This window comes from Brachybacterium vulturis (assembly GCF_002407185.1).
GTDB classification, from domain to species: domain Bacteria; phylum Actinomycetota; class Actinomycetes; order Actinomycetales; family Dermabacteraceae; genus Brachybacterium; species Brachybacterium vulturis.
This window is the reverse complement of sequence record NZ_CP023563.1, coordinates 2505013-2522847: the sequence shown is the minus strand read 5'-3', so window position 1 is coordinate 2522847 and position 17835 is coordinate 2505013. Positions and strand designations below refer to the sequence as shown.

The 17835-nt window shown below is 67.5% G+C and carries 17 protein-coding genes; 6 read left to right on the top strand and 11 right to left on the bottom strand.

Annotated elements, in window-relative coordinates; genetic code table 11:
• Positions 1 to 4: 4 nt before the first annotated feature.
• The 6 genes from CFK38_RS11410 to CFK38_RS11385 all read right to left on the bottom strand — a co-directional run bounded on the left by CFK38_RS11410 (position 5) and on the right by CFK38_RS11385 (position 6499).
• Entirely contained in the window at positions 5 to 556 is a 552-nt protein-coding gene (locus CFK38_RS11410; protein WP_157773470.1) for a nuclease-related domain-containing protein, read from the bottom strand.
• Positions 553 to 693, bottom strand: a complete 141-nt coding sequence (locus tag CFK38_RS17195) for a hypothetical protein (RefSeq protein ID WP_157773469.1) — start codon at positions 691 to 693, stop codon at positions 553 to 555. Before CFK38_RS17195 ends, CFK38_RS11410 begins: the two co-directional genes overlap by 4 nt.
• 66 nt (positions 694 to 759) lie before the next feature.
• The gene (locus tag CFK38_RS11405; RefSeq protein WP_096803176.1) at positions 760 to 1389 is read right to left on the bottom strand and encodes a hypothetical protein; all 630 of its coding nucleotides are present in this window, start codon (positions 1387 to 1389) and stop codon (positions 760 to 762) included.
• Between the two features lie 96 nt (positions 1390 to 1485).
• Positions 1486 to 2403 (bottom strand): HNH endonuclease signature motif containing protein, encoded by a 918-nt coding sequence (locus CFK38_RS17190; protein WP_157773468.1) that lies wholly within the window; start codon positions 2401 to 2403, stop codon positions 1486 to 1488.
• Positions 2404 to 2483: 80 nt separating this feature from the next.
• Positions 2484 to 3896, bottom strand: a complete 1413-nt coding sequence (locus CFK38_RS11390) for a hypothetical protein (protein WP_157773467.1) — start codon at positions 3894 to 3896, stop codon at positions 2484 to 2486.
• Positions 3897 to 3901: 5 nt separating this feature from the next.
• Complete coding sequence (locus CFK38_RS11385) at positions 3902 to 6499, bottom strand: type IV secretory system conjugative DNA transfer family protein (protein WP_157773466.1); 2598 nt, start codon at positions 6497 to 6499, stop codon at positions 3902 to 3904.
• A 1426-nt stretch (positions 6500 to 7925) separates the two neighbouring features.
• Between CFK38_RS11385 and CFK38_RS11380 the strand changes: the two genes are divergently transcribed.
• The 4 genes from CFK38_RS11380 (at position 7926) to CFK38_RS11365 (ending at position 12290) form a co-directional block, all read left to right on the top strand.
• Positions 7926 to 8627: an NAD(P)/FAD-dependent oxidoreductase gene (locus CFK38_RS11380; protein ID WP_245851019.1), complete on the top strand. Its 702-nt coding sequence runs from the start codon at positions 7926 to 7928 to the stop codon at positions 8625 to 8627.
• A 356-nt stretch (positions 8628 to 8983) separates the two neighbouring features.
• Positions 8984 to 9343 (top strand): Cd(II)/Pb(II)-sensing metalloregulatory transcriptional regulator CmtR, encoded by a 360-nt coding sequence (gene cmtR, locus CFK38_RS11375; protein WP_096804331.1) that lies wholly within the window; start codon positions 8984 to 8986, stop codon positions 9341 to 9343.
• A complete protein-coding gene (locus CFK38_RS11370) occupies positions 9340 to 9942 on the top strand; it encodes a cadmium resistance transporter (protein ID WP_096803171.1) in 603 nt (200 codons plus the stop codon). The genes cmtR and CFK38_RS11370 overlap by 4 nt, the downstream gene beginning before the upstream one ends.
• 371 nt (positions 9943 to 10313) lie before the next feature.
• Positions 10314 to 12290: a cytochrome c oxidase assembly protein gene (locus CFK38_RS11365; protein WP_157773465.1), complete on the top strand. Its 1977-nt coding sequence runs from the start codon at positions 10314 to 10316 to the stop codon at positions 12288 to 12290.
• A 61-nt stretch (positions 12291 to 12351) separates the two neighbouring features.
• On the opposite strand, the gene CFK38_RS11360 is transcribed toward CFK38_RS11365, so the two are convergent.
• Entirely contained in the window at positions 12352 to 13017 is a 666-nt protein-coding gene (locus CFK38_RS11360; RefSeq protein WP_096803169.1) for a copper resistance CopC family protein, read from the bottom strand.
• 165 nt (positions 13018 to 13182) lie between these two features.
• Between CFK38_RS11360 and CFK38_RS11355 the strand changes: the two genes are divergently transcribed.
• Together CFK38_RS11355 and CFK38_RS11350 are read left to right on the top strand one after the other, a co-directional pair.
• Positions 13183 to 13557: an ArsR/SmtB family transcription factor gene (locus CFK38_RS11355; protein ID WP_096803168.1), complete on the top strand. Its 375-nt coding sequence runs from the start codon at positions 13183 to 13185 to the stop codon at positions 13555 to 13557.
• Positions 13557 to 14489 carry a cation diffusion facilitator family transporter gene (locus CFK38_RS11350; protein ID WP_096803167.1) on the top strand — a complete coding sequence of 311 codons (933 nt, stop codon included), beginning with the start codon at positions 13557 to 13559 and terminating at the stop codon, positions 14487 to 14489. Before CFK38_RS11355 ends, CFK38_RS11350 begins: the two co-directional genes overlap by 1 nt.
• Positions 14490 to 14587: 98 nt before the next feature.
• Here the strand turns inward: CFK38_RS11350 and CFK38_RS11345 are convergent, their stop codons facing one another.
• The 4 genes from CFK38_RS11345 to CFK38_RS11330 all read right to left on the bottom strand — a co-directional run bounded on the left by CFK38_RS11345 (position 14588) and on the right by CFK38_RS11330 (position 17826).
• Complete coding sequence (locus CFK38_RS11345; protein WP_096803166.1) at positions 14588 to 15415, bottom strand: C40 family peptidase; 828 nt, start codon at positions 15413 to 15415, stop codon at positions 14588 to 14590.
• A 343-nt stretch (positions 15416 to 15758) separates the two neighbouring features.
• Positions 15759 to 16601, bottom strand: coding sequence for a cytochrome c biogenesis CcdA family protein (locus tag CFK38_RS11340; protein WP_096803165.1), 843 nt, complete (start codon positions 16599 to 16601; stop codon positions 15759 to 15761).
• Positions 16598 to 17197: a TlpA family protein disulfide reductase gene (locus tag CFK38_RS11335; RefSeq protein ID WP_096803164.1), complete on the bottom strand. Its 600-nt coding sequence runs from the start codon at positions 17195 to 17197 to the stop codon at positions 16598 to 16600. The genes CFK38_RS11340 and CFK38_RS11335 overlap by 4 nt, the downstream gene beginning before the upstream one ends.
• A 65-nt stretch (positions 17198 to 17262) precedes the next feature.
• Positions 17263 to 17826 (bottom strand): vitamin K epoxide reductase family protein, encoded by a 564-nt coding sequence (locus CFK38_RS11330; protein ID WP_096803163.1) that lies wholly within the window; start codon positions 17824 to 17826, stop codon positions 17263 to 17265.
• Positions 17827 to 17835: the final 9 nt, after the last annotated feature.

Sequence of the window (17835 nt, the reverse complement as noted above, 5' to 3'; positions counted from 1 at the left end):
CTTCTCAGTGTGAACGCAACAGCGGGAACAGGGCCGCCACGAGATCGGGATCGGTGGGCTCATCCGGGACGCGGGACCGCACCCGGCGGAGCAGGGCCCCGGCGTGGATCGCGTCAGCCCCGGGGATGTGCAGGAAGGTCGTGCTCAGCCATCCGTCACGGGAGGTCTCGATCGACACCACGGGCCGCCGGACCAGGGCCCGGGGGATGCGGGCGGCGATGCGCTGCTGAATCATCGTCATCGTGAACCGGTCGGCGTGCTCAACCTTCGACAGCCACCGGAACGAGGTCCCGTCCAGCGTCCAGTACAGGCCTGGCTTCCACCGTTTCGCGTCGATGATCAGCGCGACGGTGCCGCCGGTGACGATGTGGTCGATGTTCGCCACGATTCCGCGGGCGGGGACGTCCAGGTCGTGCCACACATCCCGCTGCGACTCGACCGTGATCCGGTCCAGCACCAGACCGGTCGACTCCTCGCCCGCACGTCCTGTCCGGGCGGCGTCGGTGCCGAGTTCCTCGACCGACCCGCCGGCGGTCCCGTACACGGTGCCGCTCACCAGAGGATCCCGACCAGGATCGAGCCGCCGACCAGCAGCACCAGCACGAACAGCCCGACCCTCACCCCGGTGCTGCTGAGCGCCTCGATCAGGTCCTCAGAATCCTTCTCGAACCGTGGCCCACGCCCCAGTCCCATCGTCTCCACCTCTCCTCGGATACACCGTCGACCAGGCAAGTGGGCGGGAGAGCACTGTCGTGGGACTCAGTCGTCGAAAACCTCTGGCGGCCGTCTGGCCGTGGCGCAGGGATGGTCGATCGTCACGTGCTCACCGGACTCGATCTGGGAATCGGGGCGGACCTCGAGGTCAGGATCGATCCGCACGCCGTCACCAATCGCGGACCTCTCACCGATCACCGATCCGCTACCGACGGTCACGTCGTTACCAACCCGAGCCCGGTCCCCGACCACGGCACCGTCACCGAGGGTCACGTCATTCCCGAGTCGGGCCCGGTCTCGGACCCATGCCCCTTCGCCAAGGCGTACGCGGTTCCCGCTCTTGGTGAGAGAGGCCAGGGTAGACGCCGGAGCCATCAAGAGCTCGGCACCGCAGTTGCTGCGGGCGCCGAGCACGGCCCCTTCCCCGATACGTGAACCTGGCCCGGCGGTGGCCGCCGGGAATACTCGAGCGTGCTTGTCGACCACGACGGACTCGTCGAGGAAGTTGGACTCGACCGTCGCGCCGGGATGGATGCGCTGGCCCTGAGTACTCGGCTCGAAGGTCTCAGCGGTCGCAGCTCCGGGAACGTCCACGTCAGCCTCGCCCCGGGGCGTGGACCCGAACTGTCCCTGGTTGCCGGCCTCCCCGGTATCTCTCTTCCGCGTGATGCTCATGGCGGTTGCCCCACTCCTCTCGCTGACGGTCCCACCGTGGGAAGTGGGCGGCGAACGGACCAGGGTCCGGCGTGAGCGTCCGTGCGGTCTCGGCCATCAGCGAGGCGGTGAACTCTCCTGCCTTCGGTACTGTGCCTGTGCGTAGTGCTCCGCGAATCTGCCCGCGGTCGCGGGAGTGTGGGCATCGCAGCGCTGGCCTGCGATGTCCTTCGCATGCACGGAGGCGTCCAGGGACCCGGAACCGGTGAAGTCCCGTACGGTACCGGTGGTGTCGACGGCGATGTAGCCGTGCTCGAACAGGGCGTCGCAGCCGAGGGCGCAGGCAAGCATCGCGATGCGCGACAGTTCCCGGCGCTCGTCGTCGGTCAGCCGGTGGCGGGGGACGATGTGTGCGGCCACGAGCAACTCCGAGGGCAGGTCTCGCCCGCACAGGTTGCAGGTCCCGTGTGTTGCTCCGGCGAGCAGGTGCCCGCGAAGCGCTGCTTGCTCACTGCGTGCCAGCTTCTCGCGCAGTGCCGAGGTGGTTCCTCCTGACCAGACTCGGTCTTGGTCCGGCTCGGCCTGCGTCTCGGAACGGTCAGCCTCGGCACCGATCAGCGAGAGCAGCAAGGCTGCATCGCCAGGATTCAGCTCGGACAGGAACTTGCGCACCGGCATCCCGTTCTTATTGAGCGGGCTGGGCGAACCGTGTTCGAGGACCTCCTGGAGTACCCCGAGTGGGATTTCGAGGTTCATGTACCACGGATCGGTCGTCACCAGCCAGCCGTCGTCGTGCTCACCGGGTTTCGGGGGGTGGTTTTCTGGTCGCTGCCACGGGACCCAGGACGCCGTGACCTCGCTGAGGACGCGGAGCTCCTTATTGGCGTAGTGGAACACCAGGTCGCCCGGGGTGAGCTCCTTGATCAGTTCACGGCTACGAAGTGAGCCTCCATTCGCGGGTGGACACGTCCACAATCTCCTCTGCGAAGCGGCGTGCTGATAGTTCCTCCCTTGGCTTGCCCACCAGTAGCGCATGCTCCCAGTGTGCAGGCTCGACCGGAAGCGGAGTCGACATCGGGGCAACCGAGGCCCGAGCCGGAGCGTCCGGAGTTTCCTCACGACGCGACGTGGTCCGCCGCGATATCACCCAGGTCGACAAGGTGCCGCCATTTGCGACCGGCGACGGACTGGGTGAACCCGGGGCCGGTCATCCGGTCTGGTACGGACGGATCCACCAGCGCGTCGACGCCGCTGGTGTCGACCTGGTCGACCAGGTACTGGTCGGTGCGGGGGACAGTGCCGGACCGGAGCCAGTGCGGGGTGCCGGCCAGCAGCCGCGCGTTCGTCGCGATCACCTCGCCGGCGTCCGCACTGCCTTCGCGGTAGGGGACCTCGTCGGGATCGAGCAGCCGCACCATCAGCCAGCCATCCGCGTCACGGTCCTGTCCACGGGCGAGGAACGACGCGGTCAGGTCGAGGAAGTCCGTGGTGGCTTCGTGGGGTGCCGGGAACCAGTCGGACCAGGAGACCATGCCGAGGCGGTCGGCAGTGCGGTTCAGCGCCGTGCCGGGGAAGTCGCGGACGGCTTCGCGGATCGCCGCCTGGATCTCGGCGTCGGTGGAGTTCTTCGCGGACGCACTGGTGGCCTGCGACGGGGTGGACGCGTCCACGACGAGCACGACCATGGGCAGCTCGTAGGTGGGGTGGCGCTGCAGGATCTGGGCCCACTTGGCGATCTTGCCGCGGAAGCCCTTGCCGACCGAGGCGGTGGTCTCGACCGCGATCACCAACCCGTCGCGGCGCACGATCCCAGCGTCCGGCTTGCGGCCCAGATCCGACTGCGCGGTGCTCAGCCCGGCAGCGGCCAGCATCGCAGTCAGGCCCATCTGCTTCTCCCCGAGCACCGTCGCCACGTCGCAGTACTCCGCGGCCCGCAAGGCGAGCTCGGTGGTGAGCACGTTGTGGCGGTCGAAGCGGTGCTCGCTGTCCCAGCCCTGCCCGCCGGTGACCGCGACATGTTCGGCGAACGTGAGTGCTCTGCGGTGCCGGGTGTAGGTGGCGATCTGGTCGCCGACGGCCCACATGCTCATCCGCTCCCTAGCCGGGGCCAGACGATTGAACCCGGCGGAGACGTAACCGTGGGCCAGCAGACCGGCGGAGAACGGTGCCGACAGTGACTTCGGGTAGGTGCCCGCCATGACAGCCGATCCGGTGATGGCGGCGAGCTGCTCGCGGGTGACGGTCCGCCACGTGGAAGCGGCGCCGAGGGCGCCGAGGATGGAGGCGCGGTGACGGTTGGTGCGCATCTGCGCCCGCGCCTCGGACTGGTCCATCACGAAGCTGGCCGGGACGCCGGACCATCGCTTCTGGTCCGGTGACGCGGACCGGTACTGGGATGCGTTGACCCACCCGTCGGAGATGCCGGTGGGTAACATGCCTGCCCAGTACGGGTCCGCGCGGTCGGCGCCGCGGTACGCGCCGGTCTCGTTGCGCGAGGGAAGATCGGCCAGAGCATGGATTGTGGACACGGTGATCACTGCTCCGTCTCGGGCGGGTAGACGGTGTCGCGGAACGCGTCGCGGTCGTCCTCGAACGGGTGGATCTTGGCGGTGAACACGTTCAGCCGTTGCTGGTCGACGACGGTGCGCACCAGCGTCATGTAGCGCGCCAGGTCCATCACCTCCTTGGGGTGGACCACCTCGAACCCTTCGGTCGCCCCGCCGGTGAAATCTTTCGCGATCTGGGAGGCGACGTCCGAGTTCTCCTGCGCGTAGGAAATCACCGTCGACAGCGAGAACATCGTGCGGCGGACGTCCTCGGAAAGCTGCTCCGGCTCCTGCGTGGCGAAGATCGGGATGACGCCGAAGGAACGGCCCTGCATGCGAGTCCACTCGATCACGTCAGGGGAGTTCTTGGCGACGCGAGAGAGCTCGTCGGAGATGATCGCGACGTAGCGTCCCTGGTCCTCCCATCCGGCGCAGACGTCCTGGGTCGCCTCGCGTAGCGAGTACAACAGCATGCCGCTGAGTGCGTCACCGACTGCCGCGGGCAGGCGCAGGTTGTCATCGCTGGCACCGCTGGCAGTGGATGTGGCGCCGGAGTTGATCACGATGCGCAGATGGCGTCGCAGGATCTCGGCGAAGGAAGCGACGCGGCCGTCGGTGCGCCACCAGTGCGGGGCGAGCATCAACACCTCCACCTTCGACGAAGGTGCCTTCTGCAGACCGATCCGGGCAGCCGGCTTCACGGTGGGACCGTACAACTCCGACAGCCCGCCGACGGCGATCTCGATCGTCTCCCGGTCGCCGCCGGTCCGTCCGGCCTTCACGTCTGACAGGTGGCGGCGGATGGTCTCGGCCAGGTGCACGCCGAACTCGTCACCGTAGCCGCCCAGCAGCGCGTGCGCGATCGACATGGGTGTCGCCACCGGGGCCGGCATCGGCGCGTCCGGGTGCGTGGCGATCGCGTCCTCCAGCACGGCGGTGGGGATGCCGAGTGCGGTGGTGAACACGCCCCGCAGCGTCTTAGCCGAGGCGGCGCCGATGGACTCCGGCCCCCAGTGGTAGATCATCGTGTCGACGAACTTCGCGGCCCTATCGGTCGGGGCGGCGCCGGTGGAGAACATGTCGATGCGTGCCCCATCGGGGTCAGCGAGGTCGAACACGTGGACCTTCTTCTTCCCCAGCGTCTTCGCCCATGCCTGATACTCGGCGGCGTCCTGACCCGACTTCGACTCGAATGCGATGATGGCACCCTGCTCGCCGAGCATCGACTCGGACTGCTCGACAGACTCCGACTCGCCGCGGGGCAGTGGCTGCTGGTCCATCATGAGGAACGCGAACAGCGACCGCAGCAGGTAGGACTTGCCCGAGCGGGGCTTGCCGAACACGGCGATCCCGGCCCACAGGTCCCTCGCCGACAGCCGCACCATCTGACCGAGCGCATCCAGTCCGATCACCGGCCCGATCCGACGCAGCAACGGGGCGGGGGCGTGCCGGTCGCCGGTCTCCGAGGTGCCCGATGCCGACCCCGATGCGGGGGCGAGAGCACCGACCGGCAGGAGTGCACCGAGCTTGAACGAGCCGCGATCCAGCGGGTAGTCACCTGGGCCGGCGTTTCGCTTCTTCGCCCCGGGCGTGGAGAAGTCGTCGGCCGACTCCGCCCGGCCGACGTCGTTGCCCTGAGTGGGTGGTTTCGTGCGCAGCGCCCAGCGGCGGCGGGGGAGCGGGAACCTGCCCTCACGGAAGCGCGCCTGGTATCGCCGGCCCCACACGATGTAGGCGAGCATCGCAAGCACCGGGGCGACGGCGAGGATCATCACGGCGGTGCCGACCTGGGTGGTGACGTCCGGCGGGATGGCGGTGCTGATCGCGGGTGCGGCGATGCGCGTGCTGATGCCCGCCACGAGCAGCGCCACGGCCGCGGCGAGGAGCTGGGCGATCACCCAGCGTCGGGGGAAGGACACGTTGCGAGTCTCGAGGTCGAAACCGTGCATATCCCCGGCCACCTGTCGCAGCAGAGAATCGACGCTGGTGCGTGAGGTGGATGCGGCGGCGACGTGCGCGATGACGCCGTTGGGTTCCAGCGAGTGGTGGGTGCCGCCGACGATCCTGCCCTTGATCCATCGGTCCCAGGCGCGGTCCTCGTGGCGAACCAGACCCCGGTGCGGGGCGCGCATCGTGATCGCCACCCAGGAGCCGGTCGGCATGTCCGCCAGCGAGGCCGCCATCGAGAACGGATCCTTGCCGGTCTGCGTCGTCGAGGCGCGCGTACCGCCGGGCCGGAAGAACAGGTGCCCCATCGCCGACGCGTCGTGCAGGTCGGGCAGTTCCTCGGCGTAGGCCAGCTTCCCGGTGACGGCGTGCGCTGCCGACAGCGCGGCCTTGTTCATGCTGTCGGTGTCGGGCGTGACGAGGTAGTTCTCCAGTCCTTCGGTGGTCATCACGGCCAGGAAGGTGGCGGCGGTGCGGGGGCTGAGCGAGGACGCGAAGGAGCGCATACGGGTCGCGACCAGTTCGGGACTGTTCTGGCCTCCGGATGCTCGCGTCACCCGGCGGATCACGGTGTGTCTGCTCATGCCCTCACATATGCGAAGGAGCGCGTCGAGAACCCTGTGGAGACCGGGTCTCACAGGACGACCTGCACGTCTCGCATTCTGGACCACGGCTGACCTCGGCGTCCGCCGCTCGATCCAGACCCGGTGTCCCCGCCCTGTACGCGCTGTGTCCACGATGCGGCTTCGCCGCGGGAATCGTGGTGCGTCCAGTCGTATGACCTCGTCTTCGTATCGACCCCTGTGTTCCTTCGGCTTCGCCTTTCGGGGTGGTCGATTCAGCGTTCCTTGTGAGGTCATCCGATCCGGCGGGGACTGCTTGCGCTTCGCGCTGCGCAACGCTTCGCGTCGACTCTTGCTTCGTACTTCGCATCGGGCTGCGCCCGAGAGCCGCTTCGTGTCCATTCACGCTCCGCACTCATCACGGGCTGCTCCCGGCAAATGCTCCGCGAGCGGAGCGTGTGCGTACCGCGCAACGATCGCAGCGTTACGCGCAACGAGTCGAGCCGCGAGGAGCCCGTCCACGCCGTCCACACCGAACTCCGCCACACATCGCGTCTCGCGCAACGCAACGAGCGCGTAGCGCACGCACCGCGCAGCGGGAAGCCGATCACGCTGCAGGTGCATCCGAAGATCCCGGACGCCTCTCGACGAGGCCGACGGGATCGACACTCCGCGAAGTGGGCGGGGAGGCACCGCCGCCGCGACGACCACGACACGCGAAGCGTTGCAAAGTATGAAGTGCGAGTAGTCGCGAAGCGTTGCGGGGTACGAAGTGCGAGTAGTCGGACGCAGCCAGTTGCGAAGTACGAAGTACGAGCAGACGCACCGCCCCGGCCAGCATCGACGAACACAGTGCGGGACGCATGGAACAGAGGATCCACCGAGCACGAGGAGACCACGGGGCAGAGCGTGCATGATCAGCGCTGCGCGCAGCAGACAGCTGACGCGACGGGAGCGTAGCGAGAGCCGCATCCTGTTTACGCACCGCAGACTCCGACCAGACGGCGCACAGGTTGCGTACCGAGGTGCAGCGGCCAGTCGGCGCGACGGGTGCGTCACGCGCGCGCAGCGCACCGACACCGCAACGACAACCACGACGGACACCACCGAGGGGCGAAGCCCCGACAGGGAGCGAACCGACCGGACCGGACAGCGAGCACCAAGGACGGACGAGCACCAGCGAGGACGGACGACGGGGCGAGTCGGACGGGGAGGGAAGGCTGAGCGACCCCTTCCTATGGCGCCGGCTCCGTTCGGGTCTTCGGCTCGTTCGATCAGAAGCGTCTACCGGTCCACCGCTCGGGCTGTCGCCCAGGCCCAACATCAACACCGCCGTCAGACATGCCGCGCGCACCAATCTGAGATGGGGCGGCTACCCCGAACTACGAGCCTCACCCATTGGGGACTAGAGCACAGGCGAACGGTGCCGCCCGATACCCGGGGCACTCTGATACGACGTTTCTCCGAGGGTCGGTCAGTGGGCTGCACAACGTGCAGGGCCGTGATCGCGAACGCCGGCAAGCGCGTCATGATGATGGGTGCCGGCCATTCGGCCGGGAACACCCTGCTGGACCTCGCAGAGCTGGACGCTGCCACCACGATCATCTGGGCCGTCCGCACCGCAGACCTCACTCGCGTCTACGGCGGCGGAGAGCAGGACGAGCTCGCAGCACGCGGGGCACTCGGCACCCGACTGCGCGCGTCGGTCGACTCCGGACGCATCGAAGTCCTCACCTCGTTCACCACTACCCGCTTCAGCGTCGACGACGCGTTGACCGTTCACGCTGTGACCCCGGAGGGGGAGCGAGAGGTGAGCGTCGATGTGCTGGTGCCGGCCACCGGGTTCCACCCCGATCTCGGCATGCTCGCTGAGCTCCGCCTGACCTTGGACCCGGCGGTCGAGGCACCCGCACAGCTTGGCCCGCTCATCGACCCCGAGTTCCACTCCTGTGGATCCGTCGAGCCCCACGGGGAGCGCGTCCTGGACCACCCGGAGGAACACTTCTACATCGTCGGGACGAAGAGCTACAGGCGCGCCCCTACCTTCCTCATGGCCACCGGCTACGAACAGGTCCGCTCCATCGCGGCAGCCCTGGACGGAGACCGCGAAGCAGCAGGCGCGGTCCACCTCGAACTGCCCGAGACCGGCGTGTGCACCACCGACCTCGGCGGCAGCTGCGACGCCCCCCGCGCCGACCAGTGACTCCTGCTGCACCCCTGCCCCCGCCAACGCCTGCTGTTCCACGCCGCAGCCGCTCACCCTCGGATCGTAGAGCTGCTAGGGGAACTCGAACGGTCAGGCTTCCTTGGTGCTCGAGGTGAGCACCACGGACGCGGTGTCGCCGAGTGTCGGGGGTACTTCGAAGGGGTTCCTTCCTGGATCAACCGATCAAGCTTGGTGACCACGAAGTCGTCGCCAGGACAGGACACGGCCGAATGCTCGCCGGCGCCCATGACGGTCAGCGCTGCGGAACGAGGCCTCGAATGTCGGGGGAGAGAGTTCGGGATCATCTGGTCGCTGTCGACACACTGTTCAGTGCTCGGTATATAGTTCAGTCCATGCTGACTATTGCTTCACGTCTCGACGTGATGAACCGCCTGGGTCGCGCACTGGCCGACCCCACTCGATCCCGGATCATCCTGACTCTGCTCGACCATCCCGCTTACCCGGCGGAACTGGCCCGAGATCTGGATCTGACGCGCCCCAACGTGTCCAATCACCTTGCGTGCCTTCGGGACTGCGGGATCGTGGTCGCCGAGCTCGAGGGTCGTCGGACACGGTATGAGATTGCCGATTCCCATCTGGCGCAGGCTCTGACAGCACTGGTCGATGCCACCCTCGCGGTGGACGAGCACGCTCCGTGCGTCGATTCCGCCTGCTCTGTTCCCGGATGCGATGCAGCAGGTGAGGGCGCATGATCCTCGCCTCCGTCCTGCAGGCGATCGGCCTGTTCATAGCGACCAACATCGACGACATCATCGTGCTCTCCCTCTTTTTCGCCCGAGGTGCGGGCCAGCGCGGCACCACCGCCCGCATTCTGGCCGGGCAGTACCTCGGGTTCGCCGGCATCCTCGGTGCCGCGGTCCTGGTGACCATCGGCGCCGGAGCGTTCCTCCCATCGGCAGCCATCCCGTACTTCGGCCTCATCCCTCTGGGCCTCGGCCTCTGGGCCGCGTGGCAGGCATGGCGCGGAGACGATGACGACGATGATGACGACGCCAAGGTTGCCGGCAAGAAGGTCGGCGTGTGGACCGTCGCAGGCGTCACCCTTGCCAACGGCGGTGACAACATCGGTGTCTACACCCCGGTCTTCCTGAGCGTGGAGCCTCTCGCAGTGGTCGCTTACTGCATCGTCTTTCTCGCGCTCGTCGCGGTCCTGGTGGTGCTGGCCAAGTTCGTCGCCACCCGCCCACCGATCGCCGAAGTCCTCGAACGTTGGGAGCACATCCTCTTCCCCATCGTTCTCATCGGCCTCGGCATCGTCATCCTCGTCAGCGGCGGAGCCTTCGGCCTTTGACCCAGCCGAAGCGAACACAGGTCCCGGGCTCGACAGATCAGTCTCGGATCCTGGGCTCGCGACACTTCGTCACGTCGGCATCGTCTGAGCGTGGACCGGATCTGAGCCCCGACGAGTTTCCGCCGTTCAACGGGGAGGGCTTGCTCATGATCAGCGCGTCTGAGTTCAAGGGCGCACCGGTCGCTGGCTAGTCTGACCGGGGCTAGTGGACCAACTGGCGCAACGGTGAACGGGAGACTGGACAGCATGTTGATGATCGGTGCGCACCGGGGGGCTTCCCGTGCGGCGAACGGAATGGCAGACAACGGCGCCGAGACGGTCATCTCGCCGGTCCGCGCAGCGGTCGCCGCGATTCGCTGCGGGGCGACCTGGTGACCTCGACGCGCACCAGGATTCTCGTCGTGGGTGCTGCGGCGCCGTGGGCTCTGCTGTGGACGGTGATCGCGGCCGCCATGGCGGGAGCTCCGGTCTCGATGGAGCTGATCGATGCCGGCCCGGTGGTGCGGTGGGGATTGCCGATCGTCGATGCCCTCGGTGATCTGGTCGGTGCCGCCACCGTGGCGTGCCTCGTGCTGGCGCTCGTCGTGCTGCCCCGCCGTACGGGGCCATCCGCTTCGGAGGCTGATCAGGATCGCGCTACCGTGTCTCGGTTTCATCCGGCGTACGAGCGAGCGCTCGACATCGGCATGGGTCTGGCAATGGTGTGGTCGATGCTGCTGGTCGTCCGGATGGTCCTTGGCTACGCCCTGGCGGCGGGCCAGGCGCCCTTCTCTCCGCGCTTTGGCTCCGATCTCCTGATGTACATCACCCGGCTCGAGCTCGGTCAGTACCAGCTCGCCGGCGCGGTGTTCGTCGCTGCTGCCTCGACGATGCTGATCGTCGTGAGGTCCCGCACGGGACTCCTGATCGCGCTGAGCCTGGTGTTCGCGACGTTGGTGACGAAGTCGATGACGGGGCATGCCGCGGGGCAGACCTCTCACGAAGCGGCCACGAGCGCGATGATCGTGCACCTCGTGGCTGCCGGAGTGTGGCTCGGCGGCCTGGCGCTGCTCTTGCTGCTCGTGGGGCGGCTCGGAGCACGACTCACGGATGCCGCCGAACGGTTCAGTGTCCTGGCGCTTGCCTGTTACGGAGCGTTGGCCGCCAGCGGGATCGCCTCTGCCCTGGTCCGCCTCTCCGCGCCTCTGGATCTCGTGACCACGGCGTACGGCTGGATCCTCGTGCTGAAGACGGTGCTGCTGGTGCTGCTGGGTGGCGCGGGCTGGTGGCAGCGCCGACGGGTGCTGGTCCGGTTGCGCGCCTCGGATCGCCGGAGAGATTTCCTGTGGCTCGCCGCGGGGGAAGTCTTCCTGATCGCCGCGGCGACCGGACTCGGTGCCGCGCTGTCGAACACGGCGCCTCCGGTGCCGGACGAGCCCGAACCGGTCGCCTCGACGGCTGAGGCGCTGACCGACTACCCCCTGCCCGCTCCGCCTGAGCTGACGACGCTGCTGACGACCTGGCGTGTGGACGTCGCCGGAATGGCACTGGCCCTCGGTCTCGCTGTCATCTACCTCTGGGTGAGGATGCGCCGCCCTGTGACGGGCACGGGCGCGCGTCCCTGGCCCGTGGGCAGGACGCTGGCGTGGGTCGCAGGGTGTGCGGTCATCGTCTGGGTGACGAGTGGGGCACCGGGCGTGTATGCGCCGGTGCAGTTCTCCGTGCACCTGGGCCAGCACGCTCTGCTTGCTCTGGTGGCAGTGCCTCTGCTGGTCGCCGGTCGTTTCGGTGACCTCGTGCGGGAACGGATCTCTCCTCGGTCGGATGGTTCTGCGGGTCTGCGCGAGATCGTCGACTGGAGGCCCGGCTCTCGCGTGGGTCAGTGGCTTGCGCATCCGGCGGTGTTGGCGCTGCTCGGCTCGGCAGGATTCGCGGCGATCTACCTGACACCGGCTCTCGGTGCGGGATTGCATACTGCGCCGGGCCGACTGGTCATCCTCACAGCTGTCCTGGTGGCCGGTGCTGCCGTGGCGCTGCCGTTCCAGGGCAGGGCGCTGGGCGGTGGCACGGTCGCTGGAGTGGAGCGCTGGATGGCACTTGCCGTCGGGGCCGGCATTCTTGCCGCGTTGGCGCTTCTGCTGGTGCTGGCGCTCCCCGTCGTGGAGCTCGACTGGTTCGCGGTCATGGGGCGGACCTGGGGTGCCGATGCGCTCGGGGATCAACGGCTGGGTGGCTGGATGCTGCTGGCGATGGTGCTGGTGCTGGCGGTCCTGCACGGCGCACTGATCGCGCGTTCACACCGATGCAGCGAAGGTCTCTCGGCCGGTCGTGACGCTGAGGCGCGGCAGCGAGCTCGCTCAGCCCCTTGACCCGACCCTTCATGACGACTTCTCCCTCAGCGGGTTGCTGGTGGTCAGGTCGTGAGGCGGGTCAGTCGGTGCCGTGACCGGGGCTGCGGCGCAGGCGGACGATGATCGCGCCGATGACGGCGAGCACCAGGAGCAGGGCGAGGCCGCCGACGATCAGGCCGAGGGGCAGGCCGCCCTCACTCTGCGGAGCCTCTGCCTGCTCGACAGCGGTGGCTTCCGTGCTCGGTTCGTCCGTCCCGGCGGTCGGCTCCTCGCTCTCCGTCGGCTCCACCGCTCCAGAATCTGCTGCGGCCGTGGTCTCGGCACCGACCGTGACGGTGAAGTCGACCGTGCCCTCGATCGGATGACCGTCCGAGGAGACGACACGCCACAAGACCTGGTAGTCATCGGCGGGCAGCGGCGGCAGGTTGATCGTGGCCTTGCTGCCGGACACGGTGGGCGTCTCGGTGAAGATCTCCTCGCCGGCGGAGGTGGTCAGTCGCACGACCGGAGAGAGGTTGAGAACCTCATCGCTGTAGGTGAGCTCGAGCGCCTCGGGAGCCTGCTCAAGGCTTTCGCCCGTTGCCGGGCTCGAGGAGATCAAGGTGTCGTGCGCCGATGCTGCGGGCAACAGGGTGGGCACCGCCATCGGCATCAGCACGGCGGCGAGCAGCCCGACCAGGCTTGCCAGCATGATCCGCACCGCCGCCCCGGTGGTTCTGCGAGCAGCAGTCGTGTCCGCCGTCATGAATTTCTCCTCCTCGGGTGACCCCTCGCGCGGGCCGTTTTGTCCCCGTGACCGGGGCACATCGAGTGTAGCGACGTGCCACGAGCGACCCCTTCGCTCATCTCCCAGGATCGACTCGTCCAGCCCATCCCTTTACAGAACCCCAAACGGCGATATCATCGCCATATGACGATCAATACGATCCCGGCCGAGCCTCAGTTCGAGGTGGCAGACAGTCATGCCGCGCTCTTCCACGCTCTCGCCGAACCCACACGCTTGGCTCTCCTCCAGCACCTCTCGACCGGTGAGCACCGAGTCCGCGACCTTGTCGAACACATGCACCTTGCCCAGTCGACCGTCAGCAAGCATCTCTCGTGCCTGCGCGACTGCGGCCTGGTCACCGCACGCACCGAAGGCCGCGCATCCTGGTTCGCCCTCGCCGATCTGTCCCGACTGAAGGACCTGCTCGAGGTGGCGGACGATCTGCTCGACACCTCCGGGACGACACTGTCCCTGAAGAACCACCGCAACCACGAGAACCTCGAGGACGGGGACCTCTGATGAGCTCAGGACACGACCACTCGCACGGCGGCAACGGGTCGAGCACCGCCCGAACGCGACTCGCCATCGCCTTCGCGATCACCTCCGTCATCGTGCTCGCACAAGCAGTCGGGAGCGTCGTCACCGGCAGTCTTGCCCTGCTCACGGACACGGCGCACGCCCTCGTCGACGCCTCCGGTCTGCTGGTCGCGCTGATCGCGGCGACGATGATGCTGCGCCCGGCCAGCAGCGGCCGAACCTGGGGGTTCGCTCGCATCGAGGTGCTGGCAGCCTTGGCTCAGGCCACGCTCTTGATTGTGGTCGGCACCTACACCGCCGTCGAGGGCATCTCGCGACTGACGGACCCCCCAGAGATCGCTTCGGGTGAGCTGCTCATCTTCGGCGTGATCGGGCTGGTCGCGAACATCGCCGCGATCCTCATCCTGGCCGGAGGCAAGGATTCGAGCCTGAACATGCGTGCCGCGTTCCTCGAGGTGCTCAATGACGCTCTCGGTTCGCTCGGCGTGATCACGGCCGCGATCGTGATCCAGGTGACCGGGTTCCAGCAGGCCGATGCACTGGCCGGTTTGTTCATCGCCGCGCTGATCGTGCCCCGCGCGTTCCGCATCATGGCCGAGACGCTGCGGATTCTCATGGAGTACACCCCGAAGGGTGTGGACCTCGATCAGGTGCGAGAGCACATCCTCGCGCTCGACCACGTCCAGGACGTCCACGACCTGCACGCCTCGGCGATCGGGAGCAATCTGCCGATCATCTCGGCGCACGTCGTCGTCGGGGAGGAGTGCTTCGAATCAGCCCACGCACTGCGGATCCTCGAAGAGGTCCATGTCTGCGTCAGGACGCACTTCCCGATAGCGTTCGAGCACGCCACGATCCAACTGGAGAGCCCGTCCGTGCATCGAGGTGAATCCGAACGTCCCTTGCACACCTAGCGCCCACGGATCCGATCGCCTCCTGACCTCAGGCGAGAGCGACAAGACGGCGCGCACCCCACTCGATGGTGGGGTGCGCGCCGCGGTAGTCGCTGGGCTCAGCGGAAGGAGACGAAGGTGGGGTTGCCCCAGATGGTGCGCTCGGTGACGGCGCCGGGGGAGCGGCCTGCATCGACGACCTTGTCGCCGCCGGCGTAGATGCCCATGTGGCCGGGCCACACGACGAGGTCGCCGGGCTGGGCCTCGGACTTGGAGATCTGGGTGCCGGCGTCGACCTGCTGGCCCGAGGTGCGCGGAAGATCAATGCCGACCTGCTTGTAGGCGTACTGGGTCAGGCCGGAGCAGTCGAAGCTCACGCCCGGGTTGCTCGAGCCCCAGGAGTAGGCGGCACCCATCTGGGTCCGTGCGGCGTCGACGATCGCCTGCCCGGTGCTGCTGGAGGAGGATGCGGGCGCAGGAACCGACGCACCACCACCGCCGACACCGGGGGCCGAACCGTTCAGGGAGCCGCGCGTCTCGGGGCCCACCACGCCATCGACCTGCAGGCCGTTGGTCTGCTGGTAATCCTTCACCGCGCCATGGGTGCGCGGGCCGAACTTTCCGTCGACGGCAAGAGAGGATCCCTCATCGTTCAGCGCGGACTGGAGCTGCTCGACCGAGGCCCCCTGGGATCCCCAGCGGAGCTTCTCGGAGGACGACAGAGCCTGCACCGAAGCCGGAGCAACGGGTGCGGCGGCCTGCGTGACCGCGGACGGCACGGTCGCGGGAGCTGCGGGTGCTGCCTGGGCCGCACCACCGGCGAAGGCGGAGCCGAGGAGCACGGTGCCGAGGACGGCGGCGCCGCCGGTGCCGCGCAGGGCACGTCCGCTGTGGCGAAGGGGGGTGACTGCGCGGCCGGCCGCGCGATGGGAATTGCTCGTGGCCATGAATGTTCTCCGTGAATATCCCCGCGTGTATGCACGGGGTCGTCTGGCATTTGGTCGTGGCAACGTCGACAGCAGGGCAAGCATCGCGAAGAAACTCTCATACCTCGTCACCGGTGGAACCAACGTACCGACCGCGACGGCCTCTGAATACCGTCATCAGCGAGTACGGCCGATGACTTCACCTTCTCTTGAAGCCCGTCGCGGCATAGGCCTCAGGGACATACCTTTCCTTTACCAAGCCCCGATGCCGCAATGGGTCCGACGTCACGAATCCGGGTGGAGGCGGTGGTGCCTCGTCGGTCGCATGGGAGCGCGTCGACAGGGGAGGGGTTTTGCGTGAGGCTCACACGATGGGCTGGAAGGTGGCGATGGAGCCTTGGAGCTGATCCATCCAGGAGGCCCACGTTCCCGTGAGTAGCAGTAGGCCGATCGCGATGAGCAGCGCTCCGGATAGGACACCGATGAGTCGGCGATGGCGGGCAAGTGCCCTGCTCACACCCATCGCTCTGTCGAGCAGCAGGGCGCTGAGCACGAAGGGGATGCCGAGTCCGAGCGAGTACGCGAGGGCCAGTGTCGCGCCTCGAGCTGCTGACCCTCCGTCGGCGCCGGCATCGAGGGAGAGCGCGATGATCGCGGCGTAGGTCGGGCCGATGCAGGGTGTCCAGCTCAGTCCGAAGACGAAGCCCATCAGCGGCGCTCCAAGAAGGCCCGCATCAGGGCGTCTCCTGGACACCTGGAAATTTCCTGTCAATCGAGGGAATACCCCCATGAAAATGAGTCCCATCACGATGACGATCACGCCGGCCACTCGGTTGATCCAGACTGCGTGCGCCTGAAGGAGGTATCCCACCGCGCCAGCGAATCCGCCCAGCGCCATGAATACCACCGCGAAGCCCGCGACGAACAGCACGCTGCCACCCAGCATTCTCCCAGTTCCCTCACGGAAGAGGGTTCTCGGTCGTCGCGCCTTCCCGGTATTCTCAGGCGATTTCCGGGGTAGCTTGCTGGGGTTCAGTCCTTGCCCGGCAAGCCCGGAGACGTAACCGAGGTAGCCCGGCACGATGGGCAGCACGCACGGTGAGAGGAACGCGATCAGGCCAGCGATCGCGGCGACGGTGATGGCCAGGAGCAGAGACCCGGACAGGGCGATCGATTGGAAGGTCTCCGCGAGTCCATTGACGCTCACGCGGCTCCCTCGGCGAGAACGGCGTCGAGCATCGATCTCAGGATGGAGGGGTCGATCGCTCCGGAGATTCGGCCTGCGGCGCGGCCATCGTGGTCGAGGACGAGAGTGGTGGGTACCGCGTTGGGCGCGACTTGGCCCCGCAGCTGGTACATGATCTCTGCGTCAGAGTCCGGCAGCGAGGGGTAGGTGATGCCGTAGGTCTCCTCGAAGGCCCCGGCGGGCCCTGCCGAATCACGGACGTTGATCCCGATGAACGAGACGCCCTGGTCGGCGTACTCCTCGTGGATGGCCTGCAGGTCCGGTGCCTCCACCCGGCATGGCGGGCAGGAGGCGTACCAGACGTTGACCACCAGCACCGATCCCCAGTGGTCCGTGGAGTCGAATCGTTCGCCGTCGTAGCTGGTCCCGGTGAACTCGACGGGTTCTGAGCGATCGGCGGGAGCGATCTCGGTGGTCACACCGTTGCCGGAGACGTATCCGGCCTCCTCGGAGCGATAGCGATCGCCGGTGTCAGTGCTGCCGCAGGCAGTGACCAAGCCGGTGGTGGCGAAGAGGCCGGTGGCGTACAGAATCCGTCGCCGGGAGTGGGCGCGCATGTGCTCGCTCCTTCAAGGTGATTGCGAGGGTCAGGTGGAGGGGCAGGACGTGAGCTCGTCCGGGCCTAGAACAGCGTGGACCAGTAGTCCCAGAACCTCACGGCGATGAGTGCCAGGATCACCAGGTACCAGGCCACGAGCACCGGGACGCGGAACTCGATCACGAGACCGAGCGCCCGCCGACCGGTCGAGGTAGAGCTGTCTGCCAGCGCGCGGAGATGGTGGATCGTGGTGAACCAGAACAACGGGATCGTCACTGCCCACACGACCATGCAGTAGGGGCACAGTGCCCCGATCTCGTACAGGCTCTGCCCGATCAGCCACTGCACGAAGAGCACCGCGAAGGTCACACCCGCCTGGATGAGCACACTCATCCAGCGCGCCACGCGCGCACCGGCGAGGAACGCGAATCCGAGGGCGAGAACGGCCGCGAAGCCGGCGATGCCGACGATCGGATTCGGGATGCCGAAAGCCGAGGCCTGCGGGGTGTCCATCACGGAGCCGCAGGAGAGCACCGGATTGAGACTGCACGAGGGGACGTAACTGGGGTCCTCGATCAGAGCGATCTTCTCGACCAGCAGCACGACGGCCATGACCAGGCCGATAGCCCCGGTGACGGTGAAGAGCACCCCTAGGCC